This window comes from Vibrio fortis (assembly GCF_024347475.1).
GTDB lineage: Bacteria > Pseudomonadota > Gammaproteobacteria > Enterobacterales > Vibrionaceae > Vibrio > Vibrio fortis.
Window position 1 is genome coordinate 107,407 of record NZ_AP025489.1, and the last position, 15,260, is coordinate 122,666.

General features: G+C 44.4%; 15 protein-coding genes. 6 read left to right on the forward strand and 9 right to left on the reverse strand.

Annotated elements, in window-relative coordinates; translation table 11 throughout:
• The first annotated feature begins 250 nt into the window (after nt 1–250).
• A complete protein-coding gene (locus OCV50_RS22335) occupies nt 251–685 on the forward strand; it encodes a bacteriohemerythrin (RefSeq protein WP_261905439.1) in 435 nt (144 codons plus the stop codon).
• Nucleotides 686–854: 169 nt separating this feature from the next.
• Here the strand turns inward: OCV50_RS22335 and OCV50_RS22340 are convergent, their stop codons facing one another.
• From OCV50_RS22340 to OCV50_RS22350, 3 genes are read right to left on the reverse strand one after another with little or no spacing between them, the layout of a single operon-like run.
• Complete coding sequence (locus OCV50_RS22340; RefSeq protein ID WP_261905440.1) at nt 855–1,418, reverse strand: cysteine hydrolase family protein; 564 nt, start codon at nt 1,416–1,418, stop codon at nt 855–857.
• 37 nt (nt 1,419–1,455) lie between these two features.
• Nucleotides 1,456–2,196, reverse strand: coding sequence for an SDR family NAD(P)-dependent oxidoreductase (locus OCV50_RS22345; protein ID WP_261905441.1), 741 nt, complete (start codon nt 2,194–2,196; stop codon nt 1,456–1,458).
• 21 nt (nt 2,197–2,217) lie between these two features.
• Nucleotides 2,218–2,622 carry a nuclear transport factor 2 family protein gene (locus OCV50_RS22350; RefSeq protein ID WP_239842865.1) on the reverse strand — a complete coding sequence of 135 codons (405 nt, stop codon included), beginning with the start codon at nt 2,620–2,622 and terminating at the stop codon, nt 2,218–2,220.
• A gap of 111 nt (nt 2,623–2,733) precedes the next feature.
• Here OCV50_RS22350 and OCV50_RS22355 point away from each other — a divergent pair, with 111 nt between their 5' ends.
• The gene (locus OCV50_RS22355; protein ID WP_261905442.1) at nt 2,734–3,627 is read left to right on the forward strand and encodes a LysR family transcriptional regulator; all 894 of its coding nucleotides are present in this window, start codon (nt 2,734–2,736) and stop codon (nt 3,625–3,627) included.
• Nucleotides 3,628–3,895: 268 nt separating this feature from the next.
• Here OCV50_RS22355 and OCV50_RS22360 read toward each other — a convergent pair whose 3' ends face one another.
• Complete coding sequence (locus OCV50_RS22360; protein WP_261905443.1) at nt 3,896–4,861, reverse strand: DHH family phosphoesterase; 966 nt, start codon at nt 4,859–4,861, stop codon at nt 3,896–3,898.
• A gap of 195 nt (nt 4,862–5,056) precedes the next feature.
• Complete coding sequence (locus OCV50_RS22365) at nt 5,057–5,545, reverse strand: MarR family winged helix-turn-helix transcriptional regulator (RefSeq protein WP_261905444.1); 489 nt, start codon at nt 5,543–5,545, stop codon at nt 5,057–5,059.
• A gap of 130 nt (nt 5,546–5,675) precedes the next feature.
• On the opposite strand from OCV50_RS22365, the gene OCV50_RS22370 reads away from it, so the two are divergent.
• Entirely contained in the window at nt 5,676–6,584 is a 909-nt protein-coding gene (locus OCV50_RS22370; protein WP_261905445.1) for an EamA family transporter, read from the forward strand.
• On the forward strand, nt 6,581–7,174 hold the full coding sequence (locus OCV50_RS22375) for an NADPH-dependent FMN reductase (RefSeq protein WP_261905446.1): 594 nt from the start codon (nt 6,581–6,583) through the stop codon (nt 7,172–7,174). The genes OCV50_RS22370 and OCV50_RS22375 overlap by 4 nt, the downstream gene beginning before the upstream one ends.
• Before the next feature lie 146 nt (nt 7,175–7,320).
• On the opposite strand, the gene OCV50_RS22380 is transcribed toward OCV50_RS22375, so the two are convergent.
• From OCV50_RS22380 to OCV50_RS22390, 3 genes are all read right to left on the reverse strand, one after another.
• Nucleotides 7,321–8,631: a DUF1501 domain-containing protein gene (locus OCV50_RS22380; RefSeq protein ID WP_261905447.1), complete on the reverse strand. Its 1,311-nt coding sequence runs from the start codon at nt 8,629–8,631 to the stop codon at nt 7,321–7,323.
• Nucleotides 8,628–10,274, reverse strand: a complete 1,647-nt coding sequence (locus OCV50_RS22385; protein WP_261905448.1) for a DUF1800 domain-containing protein — start codon at nt 10,272–10,274, stop codon at nt 8,628–8,630. Before OCV50_RS22385 ends, OCV50_RS22380 begins: the two co-directional genes overlap by 4 nt.
• Nucleotides 10,275–10,473: 199 nt before the next feature.
• Nucleotides 10,474–11,358, reverse strand: coding sequence for a LysR family transcriptional regulator (locus OCV50_RS22390; protein WP_261905494.1), 885 nt, complete (start codon nt 11,356–11,358; stop codon nt 10,474–10,476).
• A 132-nt stretch (nt 11,359–11,490) separates the two neighbouring features.
• On the opposite strand from OCV50_RS22390, the gene OCV50_RS22395 reads away from it, so the two are divergent.
• A complete protein-coding gene (locus OCV50_RS22395; RefSeq protein ID WP_261905449.1) occupies nt 11,491–12,162 on the forward strand; it encodes a type 1 glutamine amidotransferase domain-containing protein in 672 nt (223 codons plus the stop codon).
• 390 nt (nt 12,163–12,552) lie between these two features.
• On the opposite strand, the gene OCV50_RS22400 is transcribed toward OCV50_RS22395, so the two are convergent.
• Entirely contained in the window at nt 12,553–13,500 is a 948-nt protein-coding gene (locus OCV50_RS22400; RefSeq protein ID WP_261905450.1) for a helix-turn-helix transcriptional regulator, read from the reverse strand.
• 163 nt (nt 13,501–13,663) lie between these two features.
• Here OCV50_RS22400 and OCV50_RS22405 point away from each other — a divergent pair, with 163 nt between their 5' ends.
• Nucleotides 13,664–15,256, forward strand: a complete 1,593-nt coding sequence (locus OCV50_RS22405; protein WP_261905451.1) for an alpha/beta hydrolase-fold protein — start codon at nt 13,664–13,666, stop codon at nt 15,254–15,256.
• Nucleotides 15,257–15,260: the final 4 nt, after the last annotated feature.

Here is a 15,260-nt window from a genome sequence, read left to right on the forward strand (position 1 = left end):
GTGAAATTCGGATTTGTTTACTGAAAGTTCGTGATGTCGCTTTTAACTACCAGCAAAGAATAGTAAGAAAGTTCGTCCTCAAAACATGTTATTTTTCCGTCACTTGTATTGAAAAATGAAACAATAAACTGCTAAAAAACCTATCTGTCCTCACAAAATGTATGGTTAAGTTATTCATTCGAAAAATAAATCTATAAAGTGCAACTCATCTTATCAATAGCATAACTAACGAGAGCAATCGAGGGCCACAATGCATCTCTACACATGGAAAAAAGAATACAACTTAGATGTAGAAGAGCTCGATCTTCAGCATAAAAACTTACTCGCAATGATCAACAAGCTGATCATGTTTCAGAACGAGTCTAAAGCGATCGTACGCCGTCTAATTGATGAAGTGATAGCCTACGCAGAGTTCCACTTTTTGAGCGAAGACAACATCATGATGATCACTCATTATGACGGATTCGAACAGCACCAAAAAGTACATAAAATGCTGCTCAAAAAACTGAGAAATCAATACACACATTACGTTAATGGTCAGATTGAACTTAAAGAAATCATTGTTTTTATGGCACGCTGGCTCATCGACCATATCATTGCAGAACAGAATGATCGTGCGTTAGCCAGATACTTACGCTCTTCAGATAAATACCGAAACCTACTGACGTTAGAAAACAGTAACTAGCTCCAGAGTCGACCATGTGAAACCAGTTTATAAACGACTCTTACCGAAGTGATGTGCCCCACCTCATTTACACAACAATTATCTGAGACAATGGGCGTTGTTGTGTTCAAGAAAAGGGCATATCTACACCATAGGCAATTCCCTTTACCTATAGTTTGCTTGTGTTTGATCAAGCAATCAGTTTGGCTAAGTTAGCAGTAGTATCGACATTGCAGTAACCGAAGCTGAGAGCCGACATGAACGCTGCATGGACATGGCTAGACGGTACCATCACGCCATTAAATTCAAGTGCCAAGGTTGTACACGCGTCATGAGCCACGTTGCACTCATAACCGAGGTCCGTTGCAGCACGAGTCACAGCATCAATACACATGTGGCTCATAGCCCCAACAATAACCAACTTTTCAATCGAATTTTGACGTAAGATTTCATCAAGCTTTGTGCTTTTGAAACTATTGATTTCGTGCTTAACAATAACAGGCTCATCATCAATCGGAGCAACACATGAGTGAATTTCTGCTCCCTCAGAATTAGGCAAAAAAAACGGGGCGTCATCTGTGAGTGACTCATGCCGAACATGGATCACAAGTCCCTTCTTTTCTCTAAACAGGGAAAGCAGTTTTGCACCATTATTCGCCGCATTTTCAGTTTCAGATAGTGGCCATTTAGCTTCACTGTAAGTAGGAAAATAGTCATTTTGATAATCGATAAGCAGTAATGCTGTGTTGCCCATAATTAACTCCAAATATTAATTGCTATGTTAATGCGCTTTAACGCAAACCTAATCCGCCATCAGCACCAATCACCTGCCCTGTTACCCAAGCACTTTCTGGCTCAGCCAATTTAACAATCCAACGGCTGATATCTTCCGGGTTTCCTCGCCTCCCCATAGGAATCATTGATGCTTCTTTCTTCTCAACTTCTTTCGCTTGCTCTTTTGACAACCCCATCATTCCAGTTAACGCACCGGAATAAGTCGGCCCAGGAGCCACCGCATTCACGCGAATGTCTGGCGCAAGTTCCAAAGCCCACGACTGAGTTAAATACTCAACGGCGGCTTTACTTGCTCCATAATGAGAAAGATTCGGAGCAGGCATATGACCAATGGTGCTTGAGATATTGATGATATTGCCTTGGCTCTTTCTTAGGTATGGGAGACACGCCTTCGTCAGCAAGCTTGTTGCGACGACATTGATCGAGAACATTTGATCAATTCTCTCTGAGCTTATCTCGTCTAAGCTCGCATTAGCTCCCGCACCGGCATTATTTACCAGCACATCAATGCGTCCCCATTTTTCGATTGCGGCATCTACGATCAGCTGAGCGCTGGTTTGTTCTTCACTATCTGCAACTATCGTTTCAATGTTTCGATGTAGTGAAGCCACTTCCGCTAAGGCGCATGCTCTTCGCCCTGTTATCAATACATTGGCGCCTAAATGAGCAAACTCTAAAGCCGCTGCTTTGCCAATCCCATCACTGCCACCGGTAATGATGACAACTTTATTGTTCATAATGCTTCCCCTACGTCACCATTACGCTTCAATCAAAGGGCGAAGAAAGATTTGCTCACGCAGAACTTGCCAACGCTCATCTTCAAATCGCAATTCGATGTTGCACAACAACATCATCTCTTCACCATTCATGCCACTGTGCTTACGAGTTAATACACACACCGCTGAGTCACCCAGAATGTGGAAATCATGCCATTCTGCCCATGTGTTGAGTTGGTTTTTCCCTTCTTGAGCTTGCTTAGCGAAATGCGCTTTGAACTCCGCTTTGTTAAAGGTTTGCACTGTGCTATCAGGCATGATCAGCGTGGTGTGAAAGTCTTGGTGGTAAATCGTGTCTAGGGCTTCAATATCAAAGTTTGTAGCACGATCAATCAGGTGATCCATAGCTTCACGAATGGCTTGTTTGGTATGAGTCGGTTTCATCATTTTTCTCTCTTCTATCGAATGTTTGGTTGACGAAGAAGATATTAACCACACTGGATTTGTTATAGAACCAAGCTAGAATGAACAGCATCTATTCCAAAATCGAATACATATATGGACCAACTCGGGGCAATGCGCGTATTTCTTCGCGTAATACAAACAGGAAGCTTCTCGGCCGCAGCCAGAGAGCAAAACACTTCTCAAGCAACCATTAGCAAAAAAGTCGCCGCACTCGAAGATAAATTGGGGGTAAAGCTGCTCACACGTACAAGCCGCGAGCTATCACTAACTCAAGCGGGGCAAGAATATTACGAACACTGCTTGAACATTGTGCAAGAGATTGATGAAGTAGAAGCCAGTGTTCGCTCCCAAGTCAGTTCACCCAAGGGAACGTTACGCATTGCGGCCGCGGCGCCATTAGCGAGGATTCTCCTTGCACCGTTAATTGCGGAATTTTTAGAGGAATACCCAGACATAGAGGTGGATATGGTGATCGATGAGCGCCATATCGACCTTGTCGCTGAAGGCATCGATGTCGCCATTCGTGCGAGAAAACTGGAAGATTCATCATTAATCGCAAGGCCACTTTTCAATAACCCATTGCTATTAGTAGCTGCGCCTGACTACCTAGAGAAACATGGTGTGCCTACACAACCAAAGGATCTCAAATCTCATCAATGTATTGTTTACACCTTTAATCGCTCCCTCAACAACTGGCATTTTGTCGACAATGGCCAAGATGTTTCTATCCCTGTTCGAGGCACTTTTCGTAGTAATAGTGGTGAAACCAATCTAGAGATGGCGCTTGCTGGTTTAGGTATTACCCAACTCCCTATTTGGATGATGGATGAGCATTTGCAATCAGGAAAACTAGTAAGAGTGCTGGAAGAGTATCCAAGCGATACCGTTCCGATCAATGCTATTTACCCGCAAAGCAGACACGTTCCTTTGAAGGTGCGTTGCTTCGTTAACTTTATCCAAGAACAACTGCGTGGTAGGTACCCATAACCCTACAAGATCAGAAAATTTTACAGGAGAAGATCAATGCTCCCTTATCTCATATCTTTGAGGGCAATGAGTGTTTTGGGGGTTAAACTGGAAGTCTTGAGGGGAAAATGAAGTCATAGTGCAATTTTGGTCTAAAACGCGCGTTAAAGCTAAGGTCTAACGCGCTTGATAAAGCTCTTTCTCGATATTGTCCATGACGTTTTATTGAGTGTATTACGCCAAATTACAATGTGAGCAACGAACGTAGTGGTCAGTTCACCATTCGAAGCTACTTCGAATAGTAATCTGTTAACCTTTGGATAAACAGCTGCTTATCTTCTTCGAATAAAGCATTTATGCCTGCAGCCGCTTTACGCCCGCCCCCCGTCGGAAAGCTTGAACACACCTCATCAGCGCCAGTTCTATTCGACAAAGGTGCACGTAAACTCACTGTGTAAGATTCGCCATCTGGGTTTCTTGTTAGCACAGCCTGAGCACGGCTTGGATCTTGGTTAACGATCTCGTTCCCAAATACCCCACTAATCCTTCTCGCCCAAGTTTCACTCGGTAATTCGAAGACTCGCACTGAATGGTTCTCATAGGTTGGAGCAAGGATAGAGACTTGCTGCTTGTCACTTTGGTAAGCCGAACGTAAATGGTAGAACACCGACTCTTCGTCACTCAAGAGATCAAACGGATTTGGATATTGATAAAGCGTTTGGTAAAGCTCAACAGGCGTGAAGTGGAGATCACTGAGTGATGCTCCATAGCCGTTGTAGTTGACTAAAGTGCCCAGCTCTTCCAAAAACACAATTTGTGAATCATCGAAACCATTTTCTATTGCCAGCTTAGTCGCAACTGTTTTTAAGTTGTCGCCAAAAGCTGCTGCGATTGCCCATGCGACATGCTGACCGTTGAGTTTTTGGTTAATCAACAAACTAGTACAACACTCTGGCGTAGTATCGACTAAGGTTTCAAGGTGAGCAGAACTAGGTACTTCACCCGTACGATGGTGGTCGCAATAGAACACATCGACCTTTGCATCCAACAGCGAATGTAACGCATCTTGATTTTTCTCCATCGATACATCAAGTACCGTAACAGAAGAAATATCCTTTTGAGCCACAACTTGAGAGAGCAACTTAATATCACGCTTAACGCCCGTAATAAGTACACTCTCTTTTGGTTCACTCAAGCGCAGTTGCAACAACGCAATAATGCCGTCCGCGTCTCCATTGAATACATCGTAATGCATTGGGGGTTCCCTTCGTTCTCTAAATCGAATTGGTCAAAACATATAGTTGTATTTTTACAGGCGACTTCATTTCATATCAATATCAAGTTGTTAGGTGATATAACACGATTGAACAATATTGCAGACAACAAGTTCTCATGAGCGATGCAAATATCGACAATGCTCCTTAAGAGAATAAGCCCTGTAGGTTCGGTATTAGGGTTGTTGTTCTGCTAAGAGTACTTTCTTTAACAAATGCGCCAGCTGATCTTGTTCTTGTTTACTCAGGACGTTTAGCATTTTATCCATATTGGCGACATGTGAATCCAAAACTTTATCTACAAATTCAACACCTTCTTGAGTCAAGACGACTTTGCAACTTCGTCTATCATGCTCACTAGCAATTCGCTGGACCCAATTACGTTTCACCAACTGTTCAATACGAGTACTCACTGCGCCTGAAGAAAGCATCAGAGTTTGATACAACTCTGTTGGAGTGACGGCAGCATCACAACGACGCAACGTGGCAAGAATATCGAATTCGATACTGCTAAGCCCGTATTCTTGGAACACCGGATCTAGCTTCTTCTTCCACACACCACTGGTGCGACGCAATCGCCCGACCACTCCCATCGCTGAACAGTCAAGATCCGGTCTCACTTCATCCCATTGAGCAAGAATCCTATCGACTTTATCTGATGCCATTTTTATCTCTCCAATAAATATCTTTTCAAAAAGATACTTGACTAAAAAATAAACCTCAATTACTTTTTTAAAAGTATCTTTTGCAAAAGATACTTTTAAAAAACAAACTACCGATTCAGAAAGGTGAGGTATGAATAGATTTCAACAGATGAAAACCGTCGCACTAACGGCTGTTGCACCAATTGTCTGGGGCAGCACTTACATTGTGACAACAGAAGCACTACCACCAGAAAGTCCTTTAATTGCGTCTACTATTCGTGCGCTGCCAGCAGGTCTCCTATTAGTGCTCTTAAGTCGTACCTTGCCTTCTGGGTTATGGTGGTCTCGTATGGTAGTGCTTGGGTTTCTAAACATCGGACTGTTTTTCTACTGCCTATTTTTCGCGGCGACTTACTTACCAGGCGGATTGGCTTCCGTCGTGATGTCGGTTCAACCGATCATTGTGATGATCATAAGCTGGTACTTATTAGGGGCGCATTTTTCTTCAAAACAGATGGCAGCATGTGGACTTGGGGTTATTGGGGTCACGCTTTTGGTTCTTAATAACTCGACGCAACTCGATATACGAGGCGTACTAATCGCCATACTTGGCACATTAAGCATGGCTTCAGGGGTGGTATTAACGAAAAAGTGGGGGCGCCCTTCAGGCATGACCATGCTTGGCTTCACTGGTTGGCAGTTGTTGTTTGGTGGAGTGGCATTACTGCCTGTCGCGCTTTGGCTAGAAGGTATTCCAGCTCAACTTACACCAACTAACTACTTGGGTTACGCCTACCTAAGTTTGATTGGAGCCATTTTGGGATACTTTTTATGGTTTCGCGGCATTGAAAAGCTCGCACCAGTAACGGTCTCATTTTTAGGCTTTCTCAGCAGTGTTTCTGCCTGCTTTCTTGGCTACCTCGTTCTAGATCAGAGCCTTACTTGGCTCCAATCACTCGGTGCTGTTGCGGTTGTCGTCTCGATTTTCCTCTCAACACCTCGCTCAACTAAAACACAACCATCAATCACAACTTCAGATCTTAAAAAGGGATTATTATGAAAATCACCATCGTATCCGGAAGTCAGAGAGCACAATCTCAAAGCTTAAATGTCGCTAATTATCTGCAAAAATTAGCTTCGTCCTACTTTGATGACACAACTGTTCTTGACTTACACCAACTCAATTTGCCGTTTTGGAATGAGGGCGTATGGCAAGGCAGTGAAGAATGGGACTGCTGGAAACCAATCGCTCAAACCCTCAAGCAATCAGACGCATTCATCTTTATCACACCCGAATGGCATGGAATGGCAACACCAGCACTCAAAAATTTTTTGATGCTGACCTCTGATGATGAACTTGCTCACAAAGCCGCGTTGTTAGTGAGCGTGTCAGCCAGCATAAATGGTGTTTACCCGATAAGTGAACTCCGATTGACGGGCAGTAAAAATAACCACGTATGCTTTTTGCCTGACCATTTGATATTTAGAAATTGTGAAAACACCCTAACTGCTCATCATGAATGTACAGACCAGCAACTCCACGAGCGTAGTCAATACACCGTCGAGTTACTCGCCGCTTACGCCAATGCGTTAGCCCCTATTCATCGTGATATGGTCAAAGTTGGCAAAGCTTTCCGCTATGGGATGTAAGCAATAGATAACTAAGAACCACCTTCCCAAAACAGGTGGTTCTTAGTCGACATAAACTTAAGAGATTAAATAGCTTTTTCGAGCCCTGAACAACTTAAAGTGATAGGAATTACAAGCACATCAAACTCCTCACTACTCAAATTAGATCATTTGAGAAACCCTAAATCTTTCACTGAGAAGTTCGTCAGGTTAGGAAAAATATAGTCCATCGCGCTATCGGTATTTACTCCCATCCACTTCGCGATAGTCGCACCGATTTGCTCAACGGATGTCGTTGGAATCATACGCCCTTTGTTGAAGTCATTATCTCCATCAAGGATCAGAGATGGCCATTGCCCGTATAGTTGCCCACCATTCAAAGCTCCGCCCATCACAAGGTGATTACTCGCCCAGCCGTGATCGGTACCAGTACCATTACTTGCCAAACGGCGGCCAAAATCAGACATGGTCATGGTGGTCACCTTGTCACCCAAACCCGATGCTTCCATGGATTGGTTGAACGCAGCTAAAGACTGGCTTAAAGCACTCATCAGCTCCGCATGGTCGTTCAATTGATTTGCGTGGGTGTCAAAGCCACCAAAACCGACAAAGTAAACTTGCCTTTGATGACCCAGCTGATCGCTTGATTTAATTAAACGAGCAACTGTATGCAGCTGCTTACTTAAAGATAAATCGGGAAAATGCCCTTCTTCAGGTATCGAACCAATCGCGTTTGCGAGCGTATCTCTTATCGAAACCGAATCATTTTTCACGCGATCAAATTCTCGCCCAAACGCTGTATGTGGCGACAAGCTCATAACACGATCGAAACTTTTGCGACGTTGAGCGTTGTTAATTCCATTCACTCTTGGTAGCGAAGAGGCATTGATCAGATTGGCAGTATGGTCGCTACCATTCAATAGCTGAGCATAGCCGTTAAGGCTGAAACTTGGGCTAATGGAGTCTGATTCACTACTCAACACATCCATTAAGCGACCTGCCCAGCCTAGCGTAGTGTTGCTACCAGACCAACCACGTTGCCATTCGGCTTGTTGGGAATTGTGAGAGAACAGGAAAGGTGGCATTGCATGTGTGCCGTCCTTCAGCCCTGTCTTAGTCGCAGGTTCAATGAGTACACCACTATTGGCAATAGCAATCATTTTCCCAGCATCGAACAGGCTTTGTGCTTCTCCCATAGAAGGGTGCAAACTCAACGATAAACCTGAACCAGTGTTTAGTGACAAAGGCAGTAGTGATGCTTGTGGGATGGCAATGTCTGGACGAGCATTCGCGTATTCATCGTAGTGTGCGTTGTCGTTAGGCACCAACATATTAAAGCCATCGTTTCCACCAAACAAAAATACACAAACAAGGGCCTTATAGTCGTTGTTTGGCAATGCATAAGCGGAGTTAGTCCCCATCATCGAAACAATAGGTGTCGAGGCCATGGCCGCTAATAATTGACGACGTGAAATCATTGGGCTAGCTCCTCGATGTGAAACTCTTGGCTCGTGACAGCGATATAGATGGCATTGCGAACCTTTAAACTCTGTTGGGTATCTCGAAGCTCCTCTAATGCTTCTAATACTATCTCCCGAAGCTCATCACTCATTCTTTCAGAGAGCAAACGCCTTTCAATTTCTGTAATCAGAGCTTCATGATCATTGGCGATCGCTTCTAACGGTGCCGTGTTGATGACAATACGAGTTGGATTCGTTTCGCCCTCGTAATTGGTTCGCCCTGTCGCTGTCCACAACTGGTTGTTCGTCAGAATAAAATTATTCCAACTGAGTATTTCAAATTCCGGTGCTACGTCTTTCGCTGCCGCTATCTCGCCGTTTGGAGCGTATTCTGGAGAGAAGAAGTTGAACACACTCGGTGAACCTAATGGCGATTGTCCGTATGCACCAAACATATTGATGGAGTTATGGAACCGCCCAGTAGGATCAGCCGATTTAGCCTCAAATGCTCGGAAAAAATTGGTCATCGCGATAAGTGGTTCTTTCATCTTAGCAGGGGTTCGATCTCCGCCACTCAGTGCTTCAGCGTCAGTCAGAATTCCACGAATCACAGCTTTAAGATCACCTCTGACACCGGAACCGTTGTCAGAAAACAATGCACTGATTCGAGCAACATAAGCAGGCGAAGGGTTCGATGTAACCAATCTTTGAATAAGGTGTTTACTGATCAAAGGCGCGGTATTAGGGTGGTTGAGCAACATATCCATTGCCTGATCCATGTCTTGCTCTGGCGTTTGCCCTTGAGCAAAAACATTCCCCATCACGACCTTCTGTTCATCATCATGGTAGTCAGGATACGCCACCATTGGGACGAGCCAGTTCCCCTCTTTAGAACCCCACCATGGCTTAGTTTTTTCGGCGATGTGCCAGCCAGTAAATACTCGCGCAAGGTTTTCGATGTCATCTTGCGTGTAAGTTGGGATCAGTTGCCCCTGACTGTCCAATTTATCTGTGCCATCGGGGTTCAATTCATAGAGACCGATACTAAACAACTGCATCACTTCACGTGCATAGTTTTCATCTGGAAAACGATTATTGTCCGGATCCGCTTTTTGGTTTGCCATCATGGATAAATAATCACCCATTGCAGCATGCAGCGTGACAGATTCAATCAGGTCGCGATAGTTACCAAACGCATGCGTGATGAGCATATCGTAGTAGTCTGTCATCTCTACCGGACGACCACCCAAACTTGCGCCATATCTTGAGATCACGAAAAGCTCACTCAACGCGAACGCGACGCGCTGACGCAATTGGTCTGGTGCGTTCAAACTAACGTCCCACCAAACAGCAACGCGATCGGATTGATTGTAACTGTCAGCGTTCTCCGCCAGTGGATACTCTTGCAGACGTGTTGAGTGCAAAGTTGGAGACATAGAAAACTGCTTATTTAGCCAAGCCGAATAACCCAAGCTTTCTAACTCTTGATAAGAGCCTGGCGCTGGCCCAAACGTCGAGCGATACAGAAGATCGTAGCGCTGCTCTTGCGTTAGAGAGCTTGGCGCAGGAGAACTGCCACCACCATCTCCCCCACCACATGCCGAGAGAATTGAGAGACTCAGAAAACACACACTCAGTTTGAGGTGAGAACGCTTTAACATAGACAACAACCCAGAAACACTAACTCTACAGATAATTTACCGCACACTAGCGAAGAACATCATTCGCGGCAATCCAGCGCAGCATAAATCGTGCTACGGGTTCAAGTTTAGCAAACCAACCGATGTTCAACTCAAGCCATGTCAACTAATACAATATGTGTCGGCACAACTATCCTTACAGAGGAGTCAATCGTGCAACTTACTCTTGCCAGTCAGCGAAATATTCGAGTAAAAAGTCGATAGCCAATCTCGCTCTTAATGGCAAAAAATGGCGGTTCTGATACACAATCCAGCTGCTGTTGCCACTCCCCCAATAAGGTTCAAGAATGGGCACTAAATACCCAGAAGAAATGGCATCGTTGAAGCTGCTCTTTGGCAAATAAGCAACACCTAGCCCTTGAGTACAAGCTTGTAAAACCGTTTGAGCATTATTGCTCTTCCATCTACCTTGAACTCTCACGCCATCCATAGCTTTGCCATCTTTTTCAAACAACCAAACGTCTTTGTTCGCGATAATACAGCTATGATGTTTAAGCTGATCCGGATGCGTTGGTAAACCATGTTCATCAAGATAACTCTGGCTGGCAGCCGCTGCCATTGGACGATCCACCAGCTTTCTTGCCACTAAACCTGAATCACTTAATCTTCCGTAACGAATAGCAAAGTCGAAACCGTCTTCAATAAAGTTCACCATGCAGGTGTTGAAGTTGATCTCTACCGTGAGGTTTGGATGCTGCTTAGCGAACTCCATTAAAGCCGGCGCGACATGATTCTCAGAAAACGCCCCAGCCGCACTCACTCTTAATACACCGCTCAATTGTGTCTGTTGAGTAGTCAGGGTTTCATTCGCTTGCTGGAGTCCAATCACTAACTCTTTACACTGTTGATAATAAGCCTGACCAGCTTCGGTCAAGCTCACCATTCTCGTTGAGCGTGCCAACAGGGCCACGCCCAATCGTTCTTCTAATCGTGTGACTTGGCGGCTCACGTGACTGGTACTGCATCCCAACTGTTTTGCTGCTGCAGAAAACCCTTTGCTCTCCGCAACCGTAACAAACTCGTTAATGCCTTCGAAGCTATCCATATTTACCTGTGCCATATTCACCTTTGCTATTTAGCAATAATGTTTTGCCGTTTAATCATATTATCACCCATTTGGTTAGCAATTAGTATGAAGGTATTCAACAGATACCCGTAACCTCACAAGGACATCATCATGAACAAAGTACTGATTATTGTTACAAACCATGCAACGCTAGGTGAAACCGACCAAGCAAATGGAACTTACGCACCAGAGCTAACTCATGCCCTGAGCGAATTATTGAATGCTGGCTTTGAATACGACATTGCTTCTATTAAAGGTGGTCAGGCTCCTCTGTACGGTACAGACATCGAAGGCGATGCGGTAAACGCGAAAATCTTGGCAGATGATGATTTCCAGAACCGTGTAAACAACACCATTCCTGTATCGCAAATCAATGGAGATAACTACGATGCGATCTTCTACCCAGGTGGTTTTGGTCTACTTTCAGACCTAGCAAGCAACGAAGACTTCGCTAAGATCTCGGCTAAGCACTATGAAGATGGCGGTATTGTGGCAGCAGTTTGTCATGGTCCAGGTGCCCTATTACCAATCACGCTAAGCAATGGCGAAAAGCTGCTAGCATCTAAGTCAGTGACTGGTTTTACACGCGAGGAAGAGATTGATTTTGGCACTATCAATGACATCCCATTCTTATTGGAAGAATCTCTGGCTCGTAGCGCGGCGCGTTACTCTAAGGTGCAGCCATGGCAAGAGTTTGTGATTGTCGATGACCGAGTGATCACAGGTCAAAACCCGACGAGTGCTCATGGCGTAGGCCAAGCTATCGTTGATCTTCTGAAGTAAAGATTCACCTCAAACCGAATAAAAAGGAAAGCATGTTTCGTACTGCTTTCCTTTTTCTTTATTTGGAAGCGTGTATCAGCGAGCCGAAGATACTAGTACCCTGCGACTTAGGTAATCTAGGTCGCAGTGAGAGCTTTATCTTCCAAAGGCACACCAAAGAATGAACGAAAAGCTAGCGACAGCATAAAGAATGATAACGAGATCAGTGATAAAACGAAAAATCATAGTGTTGTTATAGGGCATATATAAGTGCCTATCAGAGTCCTCTAAATTGAGGAAGTTCCACAATTCTTCCTACCTAAGACATTCGCATTAAACTTGACGAAATTTCGACAAAAAAGTGGGATGGCTTCAAATATCGCCTAGCTTTAGATTATAAAGCGCTCCAATCTAATCACGTTTATTCACCGATTCAGCAGGCGGATAACCAAAGGCTTTCTTGTAGGCATTGGTAAAGTTCGAAGGGTGACGATAACCTGCATAGTAGGCTACCTCCGTTATTGAAGTTAACCCTTGTTCAAGGTGTTTACGAGCAACTTCTAAGCGGCGACGACGTATGTAACTTTTAATACTACAGCCAATCACTTCTTTGAACTTCCGTCTAAGATTGGATTCGCTTGTGTGCGAATATTCCGCTAAAGCCTTAACAGAAAGATCGCTATCGAGATTGTCTTCAATGTGGTTAATAAGGCCATCAATGGAGCTCTTGGTGCTATCCGTTGTGATATTAGAGCCTTCTAACGGAACGGGGTTCACTGGACTGTCACTGTTTGTGAGCTGCTCAAACACCTCTAAAACTAAGTTTTGAGTTAGTGCCTCCAACTTAATTTTCTTAAATGTTTCGTTTCCATTATGCAGTTCAATAATCTTGTCGATGATTGCACGTAGATGCTCATTAGAATACAGGTCAAAGTTAGCTAAGTGCTGTGAGATAAATTCGTCGACTCGACTGCCCGCATCTACTCGCTCCTCAACCCACTCCTGCGGAATCAGTACCTTTAACTTGGCAACCTTGTTTCCTTTCTGAACAGAGCGTCTAAAGGTAGCAGGTTTGGCCAAGTTAACGACCAAGCCTTGGTAGCCATCTTTAGAGTCCATATTGAAGTTCAAATCATCGTAACTGAAGTCAAGCTTGCCGCCCGTTAAGATTATTAAGATCAAAGCTTTACGCGCTGTGGATATCACTTGATGATCTTTAAGCTCTGTTGTGGTTCCCCAATGCAGAGAGAAGCTTTCTTTAACCTTGCACGTATCCACATTACCTTCAAGAAGTGGATCTGTCTCTGTGAATTGTTCAGACACCATTTGGTATTTCTCTTCAGCCTCAACCCAACGCACGAGAGCGCTTTTCCTAAAAGATGAAGATATTCGACTATTCATAAATGCCTGCCAGTTTTCATAACAATCTAGTTACTTTGCATAACTCAAACTGCTGTTAGAGGGTGAAAAAGAAAATTACTATAAATGATAATTAATATCATTAACACCAATTGGACTTTTCATGAAATGGATTTTTCTCTTTTTTGCTCTTGTCACTCAGTTATCCAGTGCTCAAGCAATGATCATTAATGCAAACAAAGCACAGAACATCAAATTCGACACCGAAACACAGCTATCTTTGAAGGTCGATAAACCTGGATATTACCGTGGCTATATCCGCAGCCAAGGATATATGGAGCAAGTGATTGCATTTAACTCGTCTGGCGACCCAATCAAGAAACTACTTAACGACCACTCCCGTGAAACCGAGATATTTTGGTACGTCGATGAAGCAGACACCTACCAAATAGAGGTGACAGCGGACAGCAACAAGCGAGTAGAGGTCGAGATGCAACTCAACCCGATCGCGCTCAAAAGCGATCAATACTTATCGCCAGATCTGCCAATCCTTAGCCCAACCCTGTCTAAAACCGCCAGTGACATCAAAGGTGGTGTAAAAGATGCTGAAAAAAAGTTTTGGCAAGCCATTGAGTCGCAGGGCGCGCCGCTCGTTGAATATCAAACCCTTAACAAAGCGATCGTTACCTTTTTATATAAAGGTGATGTCGACAATGTCCGCTTGTTAGGCGCTCCTTATGGCGGCCATGCTCAGATGAGCCAGATTGAAGGTAGTGACATCTGGTTTCATTCATTTGAAGTACCCGACACCACGCGCCTCTCATACCGAATTGCGCCCAATGTTCCCCAGTTACTAAAAGACGCAAATCGAGAGCAAAGAAAAGCGGTATTGGCGACCGCCGCACCCGATCCACTGAATCGACAGCCAACTTTTGGATCAGATACCGATCTCTTTGGCGCTGCGTCAACGTTAACGCTGAAATACGCGTCGAGCGATCAGGTTGCAACCGAGCAAAAACGACCAAAAGGGCTGGTTAGCCACTTTTCTTACAGTGACTCGATGAGTGATGAAGAGAGAAAGATCAGCATCTATCAGCCGAACAAAGTTTACCCGCTAGATAAGGCTTCACCGTTACTGATTCTATTCGATGGCGACGCCTACCTAAATAAAGTACCGACACCCGTTGTCATGGATAACTTGATTGCCGACAAAGCTATCCCACCAATGAGGGTCGTGTTTGTTAACCCATCAAGGCCAAGTTTGCGAGGTAAGGAACTCACACCCAATAAGACGTTCGCCAACATATTGGCTAATGAGCTGATGCCATGGCTTTGTGACACACATTCTATATGCCCTTCCGCAGAGAATACGGTGTTGTCTGGCTCGAGTTATGGCGGCTTAGCATCGACTTATATTGCTTTGGAACACCCAGAACGTTTTGGCAAGGTGCTCAGTCAATCTGGCTCATTTTGGTGGAAACCACGAGGCACCAAAAAGCAATTGCCACACCAGCAGAGTTGGATGAGCGAATTTGCCTCGACCAAGAGCAAGATGAACATCCAATTCTATCTCAATGCCGGTGTATTTGAGACAGAGCCAAAGAACGCAAGTATCTATCAGACCAACAGAAACCTATTCAACACCTTAAAACAGAAAGGCTATCCAGTGACGTTCAAAAGCGTTGCAAGTGGTCACGACTACTATAGCTGGCGTGTGATGCTCGCAGATGGATTAACAACGTTATTTAGTAAATAAGCCC

Coding starts and splice junctions, on each gene's coding strand:
- OCV50_RS22365 (WP_261905444.1), bottom strand. CDS start 5,545: ATGGCATCAGATAAAGTCGATAGGATTCTTGCTCAATGGGATGAAGTG.
- OCV50_RS22355 (WP_261905442.1), top strand. CDS start 2,734: ATGGACCAACTCGGGGCAATGCGCGTATTTCTTCGCGTAATACAAACA.
- OCV50_RS22395 (WP_261905449.1), top strand. CDS start 11,491: ATGAACAAAGTACTGATTATTGTTACAAACCATGCAACGCTAGGTGAA.
- OCV50_RS22360 (WP_261905443.1), bottom strand. CDS start 4,861: ATGCATTACGATGTATTCAATGGAGACGCGGACGGCATTATTGCGTTG.
- OCV50_RS22345 (WP_261905441.1), bottom strand. CDS start 2,196: ATGAACAATAAAGTTGTCATCATTACCGGTGGCAGTGATGGGATTGGC.
- OCV50_RS22390 (WP_261905494.1), bottom strand. CDS start 11,358: ATGGATAGCTTCGAAGGCATTAACGAGTTTGTTACGGTTGCGGAGAGC.
- OCV50_RS22405 (WP_261905451.1), top strand. CDS start 13,664: ATGAAATGGATTTTTCTCTTTTTTGCTCTTGTCACTCAGTTATCCAGT.
- OCV50_RS22375 (WP_261905446.1), top strand. CDS start 6,581: ATGAAAATCACCATCGTATCCGGAAGTCAGAGAGCACAATCTCAAAGC.
- OCV50_RS22370 (WP_261905445.1), top strand. CDS start 5,676: ATGAATAGATTTCAACAGATGAAAACCGTCGCACTAACGGCTGTTGCA.
- OCV50_RS22335 (WP_261905439.1), top strand. CDS start 251: ATGCATCTCTACACATGGAAAAAAGAATACAACTTAGATGTAGAAGAG.
- OCV50_RS22340 (WP_261905440.1), bottom strand. CDS start 1,418: ATGGGCAACACAGCATTACTGCTTATCGATTATCAAAATGACTATTTT.
- OCV50_RS22380 (WP_261905447.1), bottom strand. CDS start 8,631: ATGATTTCACGTCGTCAATTATTAGCGGCCATGGCCTCGACACCTATT.
- OCV50_RS22350 (WP_239842865.1), bottom strand. CDS start 2,622: ATGATGAAACCGACTCATACCAAACAAGCCATTCGTGAAGCTATGGAT.
- OCV50_RS22385 (WP_261905448.1), bottom strand. CDS start 10,274: ATGTTAAAGCGTTCTCACCTCAAACTGAGTGTGTGTTTTCTGAGTCTC.